The sequence below is a fragment of the Alteromonas macleodii genome, assembly GCF_903772925.1.
GTDB classification, from domain to species: domain Bacteria; phylum Pseudomonadota; class Gammaproteobacteria; order Enterobacterales; family Alteromonadaceae; genus Alteromonas; species Alteromonas macleodii_A.
In genome coordinates this window covers 3,142,112-3,157,421 of record NZ_LR812090.1, presented here as the reverse complement: position 1 = coordinate 3,157,421, position 15,310 = coordinate 3,142,112, and the positions used below count along the sequence as shown (strand labels likewise).

At 45.6% G+C, this 15,310-nt stretch carries 15 protein-coding genes; all 15 read left to right on the top strand.

Going from position 1 to position 15,310, the window contains the following annotated elements; translation table 11 throughout:
- Positions 1 to 11 precede the first annotated feature (11 nt).
- The 15 genes from PCAR9_RS13655 to PCAR9_RS13585 all read left to right on the top strand — a co-directional run bounded on the left by PCAR9_RS13655 (position 12) and on the right by PCAR9_RS13585 (position 15,288).
- Positions 12 to 1,178, top strand: a complete 1,167-nt coding sequence (locus tag PCAR9_RS13655) for an IscS subfamily cysteine desulfurase (protein WP_179984061.1) — start codon at positions 12 to 14, stop codon at positions 1,176 to 1,178.
- Between the two features lie 466 nt (positions 1,179 to 1,644).
- Entirely contained in the window at positions 1,645 to 3,081 is a 1,437-nt protein-coding gene (sufB, locus tag PCAR9_RS13650; RefSeq protein ID WP_179984060.1) for a Fe-S cluster assembly protein SufB, read from the top strand.
- Between the two features lie 3 nt (positions 3,082 to 3,084).
- The gene (gene sufC / locus PCAR9_RS13645; protein WP_179984059.1) at positions 3,085 to 3,846 is read left to right on the top strand and encodes a Fe-S cluster assembly ATPase SufC; all 762 of its coding nucleotides are present in this window, start codon (positions 3,085 to 3,087) and stop codon (positions 3,844 to 3,846) included.
- On the top strand, positions 3,843 to 5,099 hold the full coding sequence (gene sufD / locus PCAR9_RS13640; RefSeq protein ID WP_179984058.1) for a Fe-S cluster assembly protein SufD: 1,257 nt from the start codon (positions 3,843 to 3,845) through the stop codon (positions 5,097 to 5,099). The genes sufC and sufD overlap by 4 nt, the downstream gene beginning before the upstream one ends.
- Entirely contained in the window at positions 5,096 to 6,313 is a 1,218-nt protein-coding gene (locus PCAR9_RS13635) for an aminotransferase class V-fold PLP-dependent enzyme (protein ID WP_179984057.1), read from the top strand. The genes sufD and PCAR9_RS13635 overlap by 4 nt, the downstream gene beginning before the upstream one ends.
- Before the next feature lie 9 nt (positions 6,314 to 6,322).
- Positions 6,323 to 6,679, top strand: coding sequence for a HesB/IscA family protein (locus PCAR9_RS13630; protein WP_025255915.1), 357 nt, complete (start codon positions 6,323 to 6,325; stop codon positions 6,677 to 6,679).
- 51 nt (positions 6,680 to 6,730) lie between these two features.
- Positions 6,731 to 7,264: a putative Fe-S cluster assembly protein SufT gene (sufT, locus tag PCAR9_RS13625; protein WP_179984056.1), complete on the top strand. Its 534-nt coding sequence runs from the start codon at positions 6,731 to 6,733 to the stop codon at positions 7,262 to 7,264.
- 54 nt (positions 7,265 to 7,318) lie between these two features.
- Entirely contained in the window at positions 7,319 to 7,729 is a 411-nt protein-coding gene (locus tag PCAR9_RS13620) for a SufE family protein (RefSeq protein ID WP_014999055.1), read from the top strand.
- A gap of 277 nt (positions 7,730 to 8,006) precedes the next feature.
- Positions 8,007 to 8,438, top strand: coding sequence for a nucleoside-diphosphate kinase (gene ndk, locus PCAR9_RS13615; protein WP_012519000.1), 432 nt, complete (start codon positions 8,007 to 8,009; stop codon positions 8,436 to 8,438).
- Positions 8,439 to 8,742: 304 nt separating this feature from the next.
- Positions 8,743 to 9,861 carry a dual-specificity RNA methyltransferase RlmN gene (gene rlmN, locus PCAR9_RS13610; protein WP_179984055.1) on the top strand — a complete coding sequence of 373 codons (1,119 nt, stop codon included), beginning with the start codon at positions 8,743 to 8,745 and terminating at the stop codon, positions 9,859 to 9,861.
- A gap of 24 nt (positions 9,862 to 9,885) precedes the next feature.
- On the top strand, positions 9,886 to 11,073 hold the full coding sequence (gene pilW / locus PCAR9_RS13605) for a type IV pilus biogenesis/stability protein PilW (protein ID WP_179984054.1): 1,188 nt from the start codon (positions 9,886 to 9,888) through the stop codon (positions 11,071 to 11,073).
- Positions 11,074 to 11,079: 6 nt separating this feature from the next.
- Positions 11,080 to 12,162, top strand: coding sequence for a RodZ domain-containing protein (locus PCAR9_RS13600; protein ID WP_179984053.1), 1,083 nt, complete (start codon positions 11,080 to 11,082; stop codon positions 12,160 to 12,162).
- Positions 12,163 to 12,170: 8 nt separating this feature from the next.
- Positions 12,171 to 13,289 (top strand): flavodoxin-dependent (E)-4-hydroxy-3-methylbut-2-enyl-diphosphate synthase, encoded by a 1,119-nt coding sequence (gene ispG, locus PCAR9_RS13595; protein WP_179984052.1) that lies wholly within the window; start codon positions 12,171 to 12,173, stop codon positions 13,287 to 13,289.
- Between the two features lie 82 nt (positions 13,290 to 13,371).
- Positions 13,372 to 14,655, top strand: coding sequence for a histidine--tRNA ligase (hisS, locus tag PCAR9_RS13590; protein WP_179984051.1), 1,284 nt, complete (start codon positions 13,372 to 13,374; stop codon positions 14,653 to 14,655).
- Between the two features lie 12 nt (positions 14,656 to 14,667).
- On the top strand, positions 14,668 to 15,288 hold the full coding sequence (locus PCAR9_RS13585) for a YfgM family protein (protein WP_179984050.1): 621 nt from the start codon (positions 14,668 to 14,670) through the stop codon (positions 15,286 to 15,288).
- Positions 15,289 to 15,310 lie beyond the last annotated feature (22 nt).

Sequence of the window (15,310 nt, the reverse complement as noted above, 5' to 3'; positions counted from 1 at the left end):
TTGAGTAACGCATGGCTTTATCAACACCCATTTACTTAGATTACGCAGCAACGACCCCGGTAGACCCAAATGTGGCTGAGGCGATGGCAAAATGCTTAACGCTAGAAGGTAACTTTGGTAACCCGGCTTCTCGTAGCTATCGCTTCGGCTGGATGGCTGAAGAAGCGGTAGATGTTGCTAGAAATCAAATTAGCGACGCGCTGAATTGCGACCCTAGAGAGATTGTTTTTACCTCGGGCGCAACTGAGTCAAACAACCTCGCCATCAAAGGTATTGCGCAAGGCTATGCCGACAAAGGTAAGCATATTATTACTGTAAATACCGAGCACAAAGCGGTATTAGATACCTGTGAGTATTTACAGAGCCAGGGCTTTGAAGTTACGTATCTTGAAGTTCAGTCAAACGGGTTAATTGACTTAAAAGAGCTAGAAAACGCGTTGCGTGAAGACACTATTTTAGTATCGGTTATGCACGTTAATAACGAACTTGGCGTTATTCAAGACATCAAAGCCATTGGGCAACTTTGTCGCGAAAAAGGCGTGTTTTTTCATGTGGATGGTGCGCAGAGTGTGGGCAAGATAGCGATTGATTTGGCAGAGCTTCCGATAGACTTACTGTCGATATCAGCCCATAAAATTTATGGCCCGAAAGGGATGGGGGCTTTATATGTGCGTCGTCGCCCTAAAATCAATTTAGTGGCACAGATTCATGGCGGTGGACACGAGCGCGGCATGCGTTCGGGTACCTTAGCCACCCATCAAATCGTGGGAATGGGTGAAGCTATTGCACTGGCGTCATCAAAAATGGAAGAGGACAGTACGCGCATCTTAAAACTGCGTGAATCGCTGTGGCAGGGTCTTCAACAGCTTGGTGATATTTACCTAAACGGGCATGCCACGCAGCGCATCCCCGGCATATTGAATGTGAGCTTTGCGGGTGTAGATGGCGAAAGCTTGATGATGGGCTTAAATGACATTGCCGTATCTTCAGGGTCGGCGTGTACGTCAGCGAGTTTAGAACCTTCTTATGTACTAAAAGCCATTGGCCGCAGTAATGAGCTTGCTCATGCAGGTATACGTTTTAGCGTAGGGCGTTTTACGACCCAAGAAGACATTGATTACGTAGTAAACAAAGTCGTTGATGTAACAACGCGACTGCGCCAAGCGGTTGTTGCTTAAACGCTTCAATAGTCGTTCAGCTAGCTGTTTGACTAAGCGCTAAAAACAGAGCTTAGTGTAGAGCCGGATCAACCATTAGAGCGCAGATTTGGGCAAGCGTTATTGTTCGGGACAAGGCGTAGGTTGAGTTAACACATTCTATAGATTTTAGGGAATGTGGACGAAAATTAATGCGAGCTTGAAGGAAATTGAGCTTCAAGCAGCGTTTAGAACATGTAAGTGGCGATAAATTAATGGCTGAATATTTGAGTGAAATAGTCGGGTATTATATACTACGGCACCAAAATTTTAGGCTGTCCGCAATGTAACTGGCAGTTTCAACAATTCTTTAGGGGATAAACCCAGATAAATAAAGTTGTTGAAGTTGAAGATTTGCATAAATTACCAAGACCGTGGGGTGATTTATTTGCTAGTTAAGTAGAAAGCGCTGTGGCAGCAAATGCAGGCAAACAAGTGAGATCCCAACATGAGTGAACAGATCGAACAGGCGTTAGAAAGAAAGTACGATGCAGGTTTCTATTCAGAAATCGAATCTGAAACGTTTGAGAGCGGCCTGGACGAGTCGGTTATCCGCCGCATATCAGCAATGAAAAACGAGCCTGAATGGATGCTTGAATGGCGTTTGAAGTCTTACCATGCATGGCTAGAGATGGAAGAGCCAGACTGGGCGCACGTCGACTATCCAAAAATTGACTATCAAGCGATCTCTTACTACTCGGCACCAAAGAGTATGAAAGATAAACCTCAGTCGTTAGACGAGGTGGATCCAGAGTTACTGCGCACATACGAAAAGCTGGGTATTCCGCTACACGAACAAGAAATGCTGGCGGGCGTTGCTGTAGATGCGGTATTCGATTCGGTATCGGTAGTTACAACATTCCGTGAAAAGCTTGAAGAAGCAGGCGTTATTTTCTGCCCAATTTCTGAAGCAGTTCAGAGGTATCCTGATCTTGTTAAAAAATACATTGGCTCAGTAGTTCCGCGTACTGACAACTATTTCGCCGCGCTAAACAGCGCCGTATTTACTGATGGTTCATTTGTTTATATTCCAAAAGGTACACGTTGCCCAATGGAGCTTTCTACTTATTTCCGAATAAACGAAATGAACACAGGTCAGTTCGAGCGTACCTTAATCGTCGCTGATGAAGGCAGCTATGTAAGTTACCTTGAAGGTTGTACAGCGCCACAGCGTGACGAGAACCAGCTTCACGCAGCAGTAGTAGAGCTTGTTGCGATGGACGATGCCCAAATTAAGTACTCAACGGTACAAAACTGGTACCCAGGCGATGAGAACGGTAAAGGTGGCATTTACAACTTCGTTACTAAACGTGGTGTAGCGCATACTAATGCCAAAATCTCGTGGACGCAGGTTGAAACCGGCTCTGCGGTTACGTGGAAGTACCCAAGCTGTGTACTTAAAGGCGACAACAGTGTAGGTGAATTCTATTCAGTAGCGCTAACGCGCGGTCGCCAGCAGGCTGATACCGGAACTAAGATGATCCACGTGGGTAAAAATACCAAGTCGACCATTATCTCTAAAGGTATCTCAGCGGGTAACAGTAACAACGCCTATCGCGGGCTGGTTCAAATGGGCCCTCGCGCAGACGGAGCACGTAACTTCACCGAGTGTGACTCGCTACTTATCGGTGACAAATGTGGCGCGCACACATTCCCGTATATCGAAAGCCGCAACCCTTCAGCCATTGTTGAGCACGAAGCAACAACATCGAAGGTGAGCGACGAACAATTATTCCTGTGTCAGCAGCGTGGCTTAGACACAGAAAAGGCCGTTTCTATGATTGTTAACGGTTTCTGTAAAGAAGTATTCAAAGAGCTGCCAATGGAATTTGCCGTAGAAGCCGGCAAGCTGCTCGAAATTAGTCTTGAAGGTTCAGTGGGGTAATCAATGCTTAGTATCAAGAATTTACATGCCAGCGTGGAAGAGAAAAACATCATTAAAGGTCTTAACCTTGAAGTTAAACCTGGTGAAGTACACGCTATCATGGGCCCCAACGGAGCCGGTAAAAGTACTCTAGGCTACGTCCTATCTGGTCGTGATGGTTACGAAGTAAGCGAAGGCGAAGCCAAGCTTAACGGTAAAGACCTATTAGAGCTTGAAGTAGAAGAGCGTGCTCGTGAAGGCCTTTTCCTTGCGTTCCAATACCCAGTTGAAATTCCTGGCGTAAGCAATATGGAATTCATGAAAGAGTCGGTAAACGCTATGCGCGAAGAGCGTGGCGAAGAGCCTCTATCGGCTGCTGAGTTTCTTAAAAAAGCTAAAGAAGCCTGTAAGCAAGTTCAGCTTCCACTAGACTTCCTAAAGCGTGGTGTGAACGAAGGTTTCTCTGGTGGTGAGAAGAAGCGTAACGAAATCATGCAAATGATTTTGCTAGAGCCAAAGCTTTGCATTCTAGATGAATCTGATTCAGGCCTTGACGTTGACGCGTTACAGGTTGTTGCGGATGGCGTTAACAGCCAGCGCGACGGTGAGCGCAGCTTCATCGTTGTAACCCACTATCAGCGTCTTCTGGATTACATTAAGCCTGACTTTGTGCACATTCTTGCTGACGGCAAAATCGTGAAAAGCGGCGACGCTTCACTTGCACTAGAAGTAGAGAAGAGCGGTTATGCATTTTTAGGTAAAGCGTACGAGGAGGCTGAGGCATGAGTCAATGGCTAGAACAGGTCATTGATAGCGCACAGCGCGACGATTATTTATCGCCCGTGCGTCAACAGGCCTTAACACAGTTAAAAGCTGACGGCTGGCCAGCGCGCAGAAGCGAGAGCTGGCGTTTTACGCCGCTCACGCCTGTAGAAAAGCGTGAAGCGAAACAAGCTGTCCAAGCAGACAGCCTGCCAGTTCCAGCAATAGAAAACCTGAATGCTATCGACTTGATTTTCGTTGATGGTGTATTGGTAACGCAAGTAAACACCTTGAACGTGCCTGCTGGCATGACAATTACGTCGCTCAATACCGACGATACAGCTACGCAGCAAGCCATTAGCAGTGTTTACGGTCAAGTTAAGCCAACCCGTCATATGTTTGGTTTGGTGAATGACGCGCTTTGCCAACACGGTATATTTATCAGTGTTGAAGCCGGCGTAAAAATCGACACGCCAATTCGCATCGTGAACATGGCTTCACAAAATGTCGACGCTCATACGCGTGTAGTAGTGAAAGTAGCAGAAGGTGCAAGCGCGACTGTTATTGAGCAAGGTTTCGGTGATACTGAAAGCCTAACCACTGCGTTTGCTGAATATGATCTGGCGGATGATGCTCACCTAGAGCACTATCGTTTTGCCATGTTTACTGGCAAAGCCAAGCAACTAGGCGGTAGTCACTTTAAACTGCATAACCGCACTACGCTTAACAGCACTATGGTGGGCTATGGTAGTGAGCTATCTCGTTTAGACGTAGATATTCACCATGCTGGTGAATTTGCTGACGCGAAAATGAACGCTATTTATCTTCTGGCAGAAGGCGAGCTATTCGACCTTCACTCAACCATTGAGCACGCTATGCCAAATGGTACAACAGAAGAAAACGCACGCGGTATAGTTGGTGATAGGGCCCGGGCGGTATTTAACGGTCGTATTCATATTCATCGCGACGCACAAAAAACACTCGCTGAGCTTAACAACCGCAATCTATTGCTATCTCGCCGAGGCGTTATTAATACTAAGCCTGAGCTAGAGATTTACGCCGATGACGTAAAATGTGCTCATGGTGCTACGGTGGCAGAGATTGAAGAAGAAGCCCTATACTACATGCTTACTCGTGGTATTTCGCGTAGTAAAGCACTGGTTATGCTGAACTTCGGTTTCATTCAAGAGCTTATTAACGATGTGCCAAACGTAGCGGTACGTGAGTGGCTTGCGCCTATCTTAAGCGAGCGTTTCGCCCAGATGGAGGTGAAATGAGTTTAGACGTTGCAGCACTTCGTGCCCAGTTTCCTATTTTATCGAAAACGGTAGACGGCAAACCGCTGGTATACCTCGATAACGCGGCAACAACACAAAAACCACAGGCGGTGATCGATGCCTTGGTAGATTTTTACACGGGTACGAACGCAAACGTGCACCGCGGAGCGCATCATTTATCAGATGAAGCCACGCGCCGCTACGAAAATGCACGTACCAGCGTTGCTACGTTTATTAACGCTAACGTTCGCGAAGAAGTCATTTGGACTGCCGGTACCACTGAAGCTATTAATATCGTCGCTAATGGTTTAAGTCAGCTACTTGCTGAAGGCGATGAAGTGATGGTGACCGAGCTGGAGCACCACGCTAACTTAGTTACTTGGCAGCAAGCTTGCCGTCGCTCGGGAGCAACGTTAAACGTTGTGCCTATTTTCGATAGTGGTGAGCTTGATGTTGAAGCATTTGACAGGTTGCTATCTAAAAACACTAAGCTGGTGGCTTTTCCCCATGTATCGAATGCGTTAGGTACAGTTAACCCAATTAAGGCACTTACTCAAAAAGCGAAAGCAGTTGGCGCATGGGTATTAGTAGATGGCGCTCAGGGCATTGCTCACGGCGGCGTTGACGTACAAGATATTGGTTGTGACTTTTACGCATTTTCAGGGCACAAACTTTTCGGTCCAACGGGTATAGGCTGCTTGTGGGGCAAAAAAGAAGTGCTTGAAACCTGGCCAGTATGGCAGGTAGGCGGTGAGATGATCAAAGATGTGACTTACCATGAAGCTACATGGGGTGCATTACCAAACCGCTTAGAGGCTGGCACGCCTAACATTGCTGGCGCCATAGGTATGGGTGCAGCAGTAGATTGGTTTAGTGCCCTTGATATTAATGCGCTGCACGCGCATGAGCAGAAGCTACTTGCCTACGCTACCGAGCAGGCCGAAGCGTTTGATGGTATGCGGATAATCGGTACGGCACCTAACAAGGTAGGCGTGCTGAGCTTTCTACTTGAAGGTGCGCACCCGGCGGACGTGGGCTTCATTCTTGATAGACAAGGCGTTGCAATTCGTACCGGTGATAACTGTGCACAGCCGCTAATGAAGCGCTTTGGTATTCCGGGTACTGCTCGTGCGTCGTTCTCAATTTACAATACGCTTGAAGAAGTAGACAGCTTATTCGCTGCGCTTAAGAAAGCAAAAATGATGTTGGCCTAAGGAGGCATTATGAGTGTTGAAACTTTCGTACCTAGTACAAAGCTCATTACGCTAACTGACAGTGCCGTTAAGCATTTCGAAAGTAAGCTTAAAGACAAGCCTGGTCAGTTAATTCGTTTATCAACCAAAGTAAGCGGCTGCACGGGTTATGCTTACGTGCTTGATTTCGCTGATGGCGCACAAGCAGGGGATGAAATTGTAGAGATTTCTCCTATTGTAAATGTGGCTGTCGCAGCTGATGCAACAGACCTTTTGCGTAATACAGAAATTGATTACGTGACTGAAGGTGTGAATGGCATCATCAAGTACAACAACCCTAACGTGGTTGATGAATGTGGGTGCGGCGAAAGCTTCAACGTGGGCTAACGCCTGCGTTCATAACCCACAACCAGTATTACCAAGAGTACAAAGTCGTTTATGAAGCAAAAAATGGTGACCACCGAGCGTGAATGTAAGGCACGTTTGGTTCCTGCAGGCAATCCCACCGTTATACCCGAAGGTGAGTTTGTTAATATCACGCAAGAGCTAGGTGGTAATTACACCGTAACCTGGCGTGGTAATATGTACCGTATTGACGGTACCGACGCTGGTGCAATTGGCCGTAAAGCCATGACGCTAAGCTTTGACGCTCCCGAGGATGGGAACATCAGTGAGCAGCAAGTGTGGGATGCTTTAGAAACTATCTATGACCCAGAAATTCCAATTAATCTTGTATCGCTCGGCCTTATCTATAAGGTGGATATTGATCAAGCATCTGGTGCCGTAAATATCGATATGACACTTACAGCACCGGGCTGTGGTATGGGGCCAGTTTTAGTAGGTGATGTTGAATATCGCGTAGCTATGGTGCCTCATGTTAAAAACGTGAACGTGGAGTTGGTTTTCGACCCAGCTTGGTCACGAGACATGATGAGTGAAGAAGCACAGCTTGAAGCGGGTTTGTTCTTTTAAGCGGTTGATATACCGCCTACCTATAATTCTTTTTACACAATTACGGAAATATCAATGCAACTACCTAGCAGTGACGAAATTATTGATGATTTAGCGTTCTTCGACGATTGGGAACAGCGTTATCAGTACATCATTGACTTAGGAAAATCTATTCCGGGTTTACCAGAAGATGCTAAGACGCCTGAACGTCTAGTAAAGGGATGTCAAAGTAGCGTGTGGTTGGTAGAGTCTTACGACGGTAATAAAATCAATTTTGATGTCGACAGCGATGCTGTTATTGTTCAAGGGTTACTAGCGTTAGTACTTGCCGCCTATAATGACAAAACGCCAAAGGATATTTTAGCGTTTGATATCGACGGCTATTTTGAAGCGTTGGATCTCGAGCGTCATATCACCCCAACCCGAGGCAATGGTTTACGCGCTATAGTGGGTAAAATTCAAGAGCTTGCAAAAGCTAACGCCTAAAGCCTTATCGTTGGGCCAGTTAATCCAACTTCACGTTAACCTCCGATAGCATCCACAGTGAGTGCAGATATTATTGCTTTAAAATATCTGCCTTCGCACAATAATGTATACATTGTCATCATATTGTCATAGCTATTGGGTTAATCTGACACTACATTACAAGTAAAAACAATACGTTACGCCTGATTTAAAAAGGCGCTGGTCAAGCCGTTATTAATTGCCTATAATTCGCGGCCAAAATTTAAAGATACATACACTATTTGTTTGGAGAGAGAACATGGCTCTTGAGCGTACTTTTTCGATTATCAAGCCTGATGCGGTAGCTAAAAACGTAATCGGTGCAATTTACAACCGTTTCGAATCTGCAGGTCTTCGCATTGTGGCATCTAAGATGATCCACATGAGCAAAGAGCAAGCAGAAGGCTTCTATGCAGAACACAAAGAGCGTCCTTTCTTCGGCGCACTTGTAGACTTCATGACGTCTGGTCCAGTTATGGTTCAAGTACTAGAAGGCGAAAACGCTGTTCTAGCTAACCGTGAAATCATGGGCGCAACTAACCCAGCTGATGCAGCTGCAGGTACACTACGTTCAGACTACGCTGCGTCAATCGACGAAAACGCAGTTCACGGTTCTGACGCGCCTGAGTCAGCAGCACGTGAAATTGCTTACTTCTTCTCTGAAGAAGAAATCTGCCCACGTACTCGCTAAGATTACGTAGGTAGAAAGAATGGGGCCAAAAGGGCCCCGTTTTTTTTGAGCATGCTTTATGCTGCTTTTCTCGGGGCTCATTCAGGCAAGCTAAACCACGTTTCTCGCGCATTACCAAACTTAACGTTTCTCTGCGTTAAATCGACTTTTTCTCATATCTCATCTGTGGTAAAATCCGCGCAAATTTTAATCAGCGTATTTCTTTTTCTTTAATGCCGCTCAAGGCATAAACGATTCGCTGGTTTTTACACCATATTCAGCAGTTAGAGGGGCATCCCTCGAAGGTAAAAGGGTCATCTTATTCATGGCAAAAACTAACTTATTAAACTTAAATCGCGAAGGCTTGCGCAATTTCTTCAAGGAAATGGGCGAGAAACCATTTCGTGCCGACCAGGTAATGAAATGGATTTACCAGCACGGTGTCAGCGATTTCGAGGAAATGAGTAACCTCAATAAAAACCTTCGCGCGATGCTGATTGAAAATTGCGAGATTAAAGCTCCTGAAATTGCTTACTTCCAAGAAGCGAGCGACGGTACAATTAAGTTCGCACTTACCCTTGAGGGTGGACAGGAAGTTGAGTCTGTTTGGATCCCCGAAACTGATCGGGCGACGTTATGTGTATCGTCACAAGTAGGTTGTGCACTAGAGTGTACCTTCTGTTCAACGGCGCAACAGGGGTTCAACCGTAATCTAAGCGTGAGCGAAATTATTGGTCAGGTATGGCGCGTAGCAACCTTCCTTGGTCTTTCTAAAGACTCAAGCAAACGCCCAATCACCAATGTAGTAATGATGGGTATGGGTGAGCCTCTACTTAATCTTAAAAACGTAGTGCCGGCCATGGACATCATGCTAGATGATTTTGGTTTCGGTCTATCTAAGCGCCGCGTTACGCTAAGTACATCTGGTGTTGTACCTGCACTTGATATGTTGGGCGATCAGATTGATGTAGCACTTGCTATCTCGCTTCACGCCCCCACCGACGAACTGCGTAATGAAATTGTGCCGGTTAATAAGAAATACAATATCGAAGCATTCTTAGCAGGGGTACGCCGCTACCTAGCTAAATCTAAAGCTAATCAAGGTCGCGTAACCGTTGAGTATGTAATGCTATCGAATATTAATGACAGCACTGAGCAGGCGCACCAGCTGGCTAAGGTATTAAAAGATACTCCTAGTAAGATAAATTTAATACCTTTTAACCCATACCCGGGCTCGCCATACACTTGTTCTAGCAACTCACGTATCGACAGATTCTCAAAAGTGCTTATGGATTATGGGTTTACCACTGTGGTACGTAAAACCCGAGGCGATGATATTGACGCGGCGTGCGGTCAATTAGTGGGCGATGTAGTAGACAGAACGAAAAGATTGTTAAAAAAACAGGTGAAGGGCGAAGCAATTTCAGTAAAAATGGCCCAATAATCATTAAGATAATAGGGTAAGACTATGATTGCAGGATTGCGAACTTCACTTAGAATTGGATTATTAAGCGCGGTAATACTTACTGCTGGCTGTGTTAGCAACAGCCAACCAGGCATGTATGGTGGTGACTTTGACCACGAAGAAGCCGCCAGGACGCGGATGTCTCTTGGCCTTACTTACCTCCAAAATAATAATTACACGCAGGCGAAAAAGAACCTCGACAGGGCGCTTGCGTTTGACCCTTACTCTGCAGATGTTCAATATGCTATGGCGTATTACTACCAGTTGGTAGGCGATAACCTGCGAGCAGAAGAGTATTACAAAACTGCCATTGAACTAGCGCCTGACGATGGGGATATTGCCAATAGCTATGGTGCGTTTAAGTGCGAAAATGGCGAATACGATAAAGCCAAGGCTTATTTCTTTAAGGCAATTAACAACCGTCTTTACGCAAACGCGGCGCAAACTTACGAAAACCTAGCCTTGTGCGCGCAAAGCCAAGGTAAACTTGATCAAGCAATCGGCTACTTCAAGGACGCTTTACAGCACCAACCAGCACGAGGTAAGAGTCTATTCTTGTTAAGTGAACTGTATACAGTGTCAGAGCAGTGGGACCTAGCCGAAATAACACTTCAAAAATACCAACGTGTTGCCAAGGTTACACCGGATTCATTGTGGTTGGCTTATGAAATCGCTAAAGGCAAGAAAGATTTTGAAAAGGCGAAAGGGTATGGCGATATGTTGCTTTCTCTGTTCCCTGAAAGTGAACTTACGAAGCGATATTTGGTTCAGCGCGACGCGCTTCAAAAGAAAGTCGTAATAAAATCCAAGGCTTCTTCTCCTGAGAAAAAAGCAGTACAACCCGTTGTTGAGCAAGAATCTGAAAAAGCCGTTCAAAAGCAAACTGGCGAAAGTGCAAGTGAGCCGTTGGCTTCTAATACAACCGGGGTTGAACAATCAAGCGACACCCTAAGTGGTAAGCAAAAGCAGGTTGCCATGGTAGAAGCCGAAGATACAGAGCAAAATACTGAATTATCTGCGCTTGACGACAAATTCCATGTAGTAAAAGAGGGTGAAAACTTATATCGTATTTCTTTATTGCACAATATCAAAATGGCAACACTGCAAGCGTGGAATAACCTTGAAAATACTGGCGCTATTATTGCTGGTCAGACGCTTTGGTTAGTACCACCAGGTATGCAGGAGGAATAAGGTTTAATGGTGTCAGAAGAAAACGCGAATCAAGAAGTTACTTCGCAACAACAAGAAAATACGCCAAGTCCAGGGGCAATGCTTAAAGCACGTCGCGAAAAGCTAGGTTTGTCTCAGCAAGATATTGCCGATAAGTTGTTTCTAAAGGCTAAACAAATCAATGATTTAGAAAGTGATGTAATTGATGAGAACTCGTCAGTTACCTTTACTAAAGGCTACGTAAGAAATTATGCCAAACAATTGGGAATGAACTCCCATGAGGTTATTGAGGCATTTGAACGCTTCCACAACCAAACATCAGTACCTTCATCGGAAAAACTACAGAGTTTTTCAAAACGTGTCGCAAAACAGACACACGATGACCGCTGGATGATGGTTACCTATGCGATTTTACTTCTCATCATTGCTGGCGTTGTCGTGTGGTGGTATCAACAGCCAAGCGACGACACCGTTGCTGAACTACCCTTAAATGAGGCCGTAAAGAGAGAGGCGGCAAACACGCCAATTTCTTCAAATGCCAGAACAGCAAATGGAAATTTAGGCGGTGCTGAAACTTTACAAGGTGAGTCGGCTAACACACTATCAACGGGAAGTTCAGAGCAAAGCTCATCTCAGATCAATGATGTCTCAAATACAGGCTCTGATAAGGCTGAGTTAGCAGGTGCAAACAGCGATGTAAATGGGCAGGATAATGGTCTTACCCAAAGTGGCGACCTTGACGATGGCGCCATTTCTGCTCCTGACAGTGCAGTTGATAGCAGTAACAATATTACTGCACTCGTAAACACGGTAGGTAGCGATAATGAAACGTTAGCTGATACCGCTCTTAACACTCAAACTGAAGCTTCGCCTATCTCAATGGTTTTTACCTTTGACGATGACTGTTGGGTTAATATTAAAGACGCCTCGGGCGAAGCGATCGCCTACGGTGTAAAGCAAAAAGGGCGTGTAATGGAGATTCAAGGCGTTCCGCCTGTTGAAGTTACGCTCGGCGCACCGGATAATGTGCGCATATCAGTTAACGGCGAGGCTGTTGATATTTCTCCATATCAAAATGGTAGAACAGCTCGCTTTGTACTTCCTTTATAGGTAATTAGATGTTTGCAGAAAGCCCTATTAAGCGCCGAAAGTCTACGCGTATTAATGTAGGTAACGTTCCTATTGGTGATGGTGCTCCCATTACTGTTCAATCTATGACAAATACCCGCACCACTGATGTGGCTGCGACTGTAGAACAAATAAACCGTATTGTTGCTGTGGGCGGCGAAATTGTTCGCGTATCGGTACCCACTATGGAAGCTGCTGAAGCCTTTAAAGAAATTAAGCAACAGGTAAGTGTACCACTTGTTGCAGACATTCATTTTGACTACCGCATTGCGCTTAAAGTAGCTGAATACGGCGTAGATTGTTTGCGGATAAACCCAGGTAATATTGGCAATATGGAGCGTGTACGTTCGGTTGTCGATTGCGCAAAAGATAAAAATATTCCTATCCGAATCGGTGTTAATGGCGGTTCTTTAGAAAAAGATTTACAAGAAAAGTATGGCGAGCCCACACCAGAAGCCCTTGTCGAGTCAGCGATGCGCCATGTGGACATTTTAGATAAACTCAATTTTGACCAGTTCAAAGTAAGCGTTAAAGCATCGGATGTATTTCTTGCTGTTGGCGCATATCGCTTGTTGGCGCAAAAAATAGATCAACCTCTGCACTTAGGTATTACCGAAGCTGGCGGCCAGCGTGCCGGCGCGGTTAAAAGTGCGGTGGGGCTTGGTATGCTTTTAGCTGAAGGTATTGGCGATACACTTCGTGTTTCGTTAGCGGCCGATCCAGTGGAAGAAATTAAAGTAGGCTTCGATATATTAAAGTCACTTCGCATTCGCTCTCGTGGTATAAACTTTATTGCGTGCCCCAGTTGTTCAAGACAAGAGTTCGACGTTATCGGCACCGTAAACGCGCTAGAGCAACGATTAGAAGATATTCTTACGCCAATGGACGTGTCTATCATCGGTTGTGTGGTTAACGGCCCAGGCGAAGCAGAAGTGTCTGACTTGGGCCTTACCGGGGCACGTAATATGAGTGGCCTATACGAAGACGGTAAGCGCGTAAAAGAGCGTCTTCCTAATGACGATTTGGTCGATAAGCTAGAAGCTAAAATTCGCGCTAAGGCATCTCGCATGAGTGAGCAAAATAAAATTCAGGTCTCGGTAAAAGACTAAGAGAGTTTTTGTTCATTGTTGTTTATTCCCAAAGCCCCTATAATGCGGGGCTTTTCACTATTTAGCAGTATGAGAATTTCACGTGGCTAAGACTATTCAGGCAATTCGAGGCATGAATGACTGCCTACCGGAGATTTCCGGTACATGGCAGAAGGTAGAATCTGTACTTCGTCAAGTGGTGGCGAGCTATGGATACCAGGAAATACGTACTCCCATCGTTGAAAGCACCGACTTATTCAAACGTTCTATCGGAGAAGTGACCGATATCGTTGAGAAAGAAATGTATACCTTCGAAGATAGAAATGGCGACAGTTTAACGCTGCGTCCAGAAGGTACGGCAAGTTGCGTGCGCGCGGGTAACGAACATGGTTTATTGTACAACCAGCAGCAACGCCTGTGGTACATGGGGCCCATGTTCAGACACGAACGCCCACAGAAAGGTCGCTATCGCCAGTTCCATCAGTTTGGTGTAGAAACCTACGGCATGGACGGCCCTGACATCGATTTAGAAGTTATTCTTCTTAGCGCACGTTTTTGGAAAGCGTTTGGTATCGAAAAGCATGTAAAGCTTCAAATAAATACGTTAGGTTCAAATGAAGCACGCGCTGCATATCGCGATACGCTGGTTGAATTCTTAAAAGCGCGTGCAGACCAGCTCGACGAAGATTCACTGCGTCGACTTGAAACAAATCCACTTCGTGTACTTGATTCAAAGAACCCTGACGTTCAGGCCGCTATAGCTGACGCGCCAGCGCTAATTGATCACCTAGATGAAGAATCTAAAGCTCACTTTGATACGCTGTGTTCGCGCTTAACCCAAGCAGGCATCGAGTTCGAAATAAATCCTCGCTTAGTACGCGGGTTAGATTATTACAACCGTACAGTGTTTGAGTGGGTAACAGACAGCCTGGGAGCCCAAGGTACAGTATGTGCTGGCGGTCGTTACGATGGCTTAGTAGAGCAACTAGGCGGTAAAGCTACACCTGCGGTTGGTTTTGCCATGGGTATTGAACGTTTGGTACTGTTGCTGACTACACTAACCGAAGAAGGTCAGGATACGAGCTTCGCCGACGTATATGTAACGGCGATGGGTGATGAAGCGCAGTCTTACGCTATTGAAGTGGCAGAACACCTTCGAAATACGCTTCCTAATACACGCATAATGATGCACTGTGGCGGCGGCAACTTTAAAAAACAACTAAAGCGTGCAGATAAAACAGGTGCACGTTTAGCGCTGCTTTTAGGTAATGACGAAATGCAGTCTCGCGAAGTCGGTGTTAAACCCCTACGCGACGGTCAAGAACAAATTACGGTCAGCTTTGATGCCTTATCTGATAAGGTTGCAGAAATGCTGAGCGCAAAATAAATAGAGGACATCATGGAACAGTTCGCAACAGAAGAACAACAAGTAGAAGCGATTAAGCGTTTTTGGAAAGAACACGGTACAGCTATTATCGTCGGCGCTGCGCTAGGTTTAGGCGGCCTATGGGGCTGGAGAGCGTATTCTGAAGCTCAAATTGAAAATAAAGAAGCTGCATCGGTTGCGTATCAAAATGCGGTAGAAACATTTGGTACCGAGGGAAGTGACGCAAAAGTTAAGGCCTTCATCGAAGAAAATAAAGATAGTGGTTATGCTAGCATTGCCAGTCTTCTTGCAGCTAAGCAAGCGGTAGAAGCAGGCGATTTAGACGCTGCTGCTTCGCATCTAAATAGCGTTGTTACCTTTGCTGAGAACGATGAAATGAAGGTGTTAGCGTCGCTTCGTTTATCTCGGGTGCAAATTGAAATGAACCAGCTTGATGCGGCGTTGTCTACGCTTAGCAATGTTATTAACGACGCATTTGCAGCAGAGGTTTCTGAACTAAAAGGCGATGTGTATCAAAAACAAGGCAAGTTTGACGATGCTCGTTTAGCTTATTCAAATGCGTTAGAAAAAAATGCCAACAATCCGCTTTTACAAATGAAGTTAGATAACCTGTCGGTTTCTGCTGCACAGTAAGCGATGCCCACTGGGCTGGTGT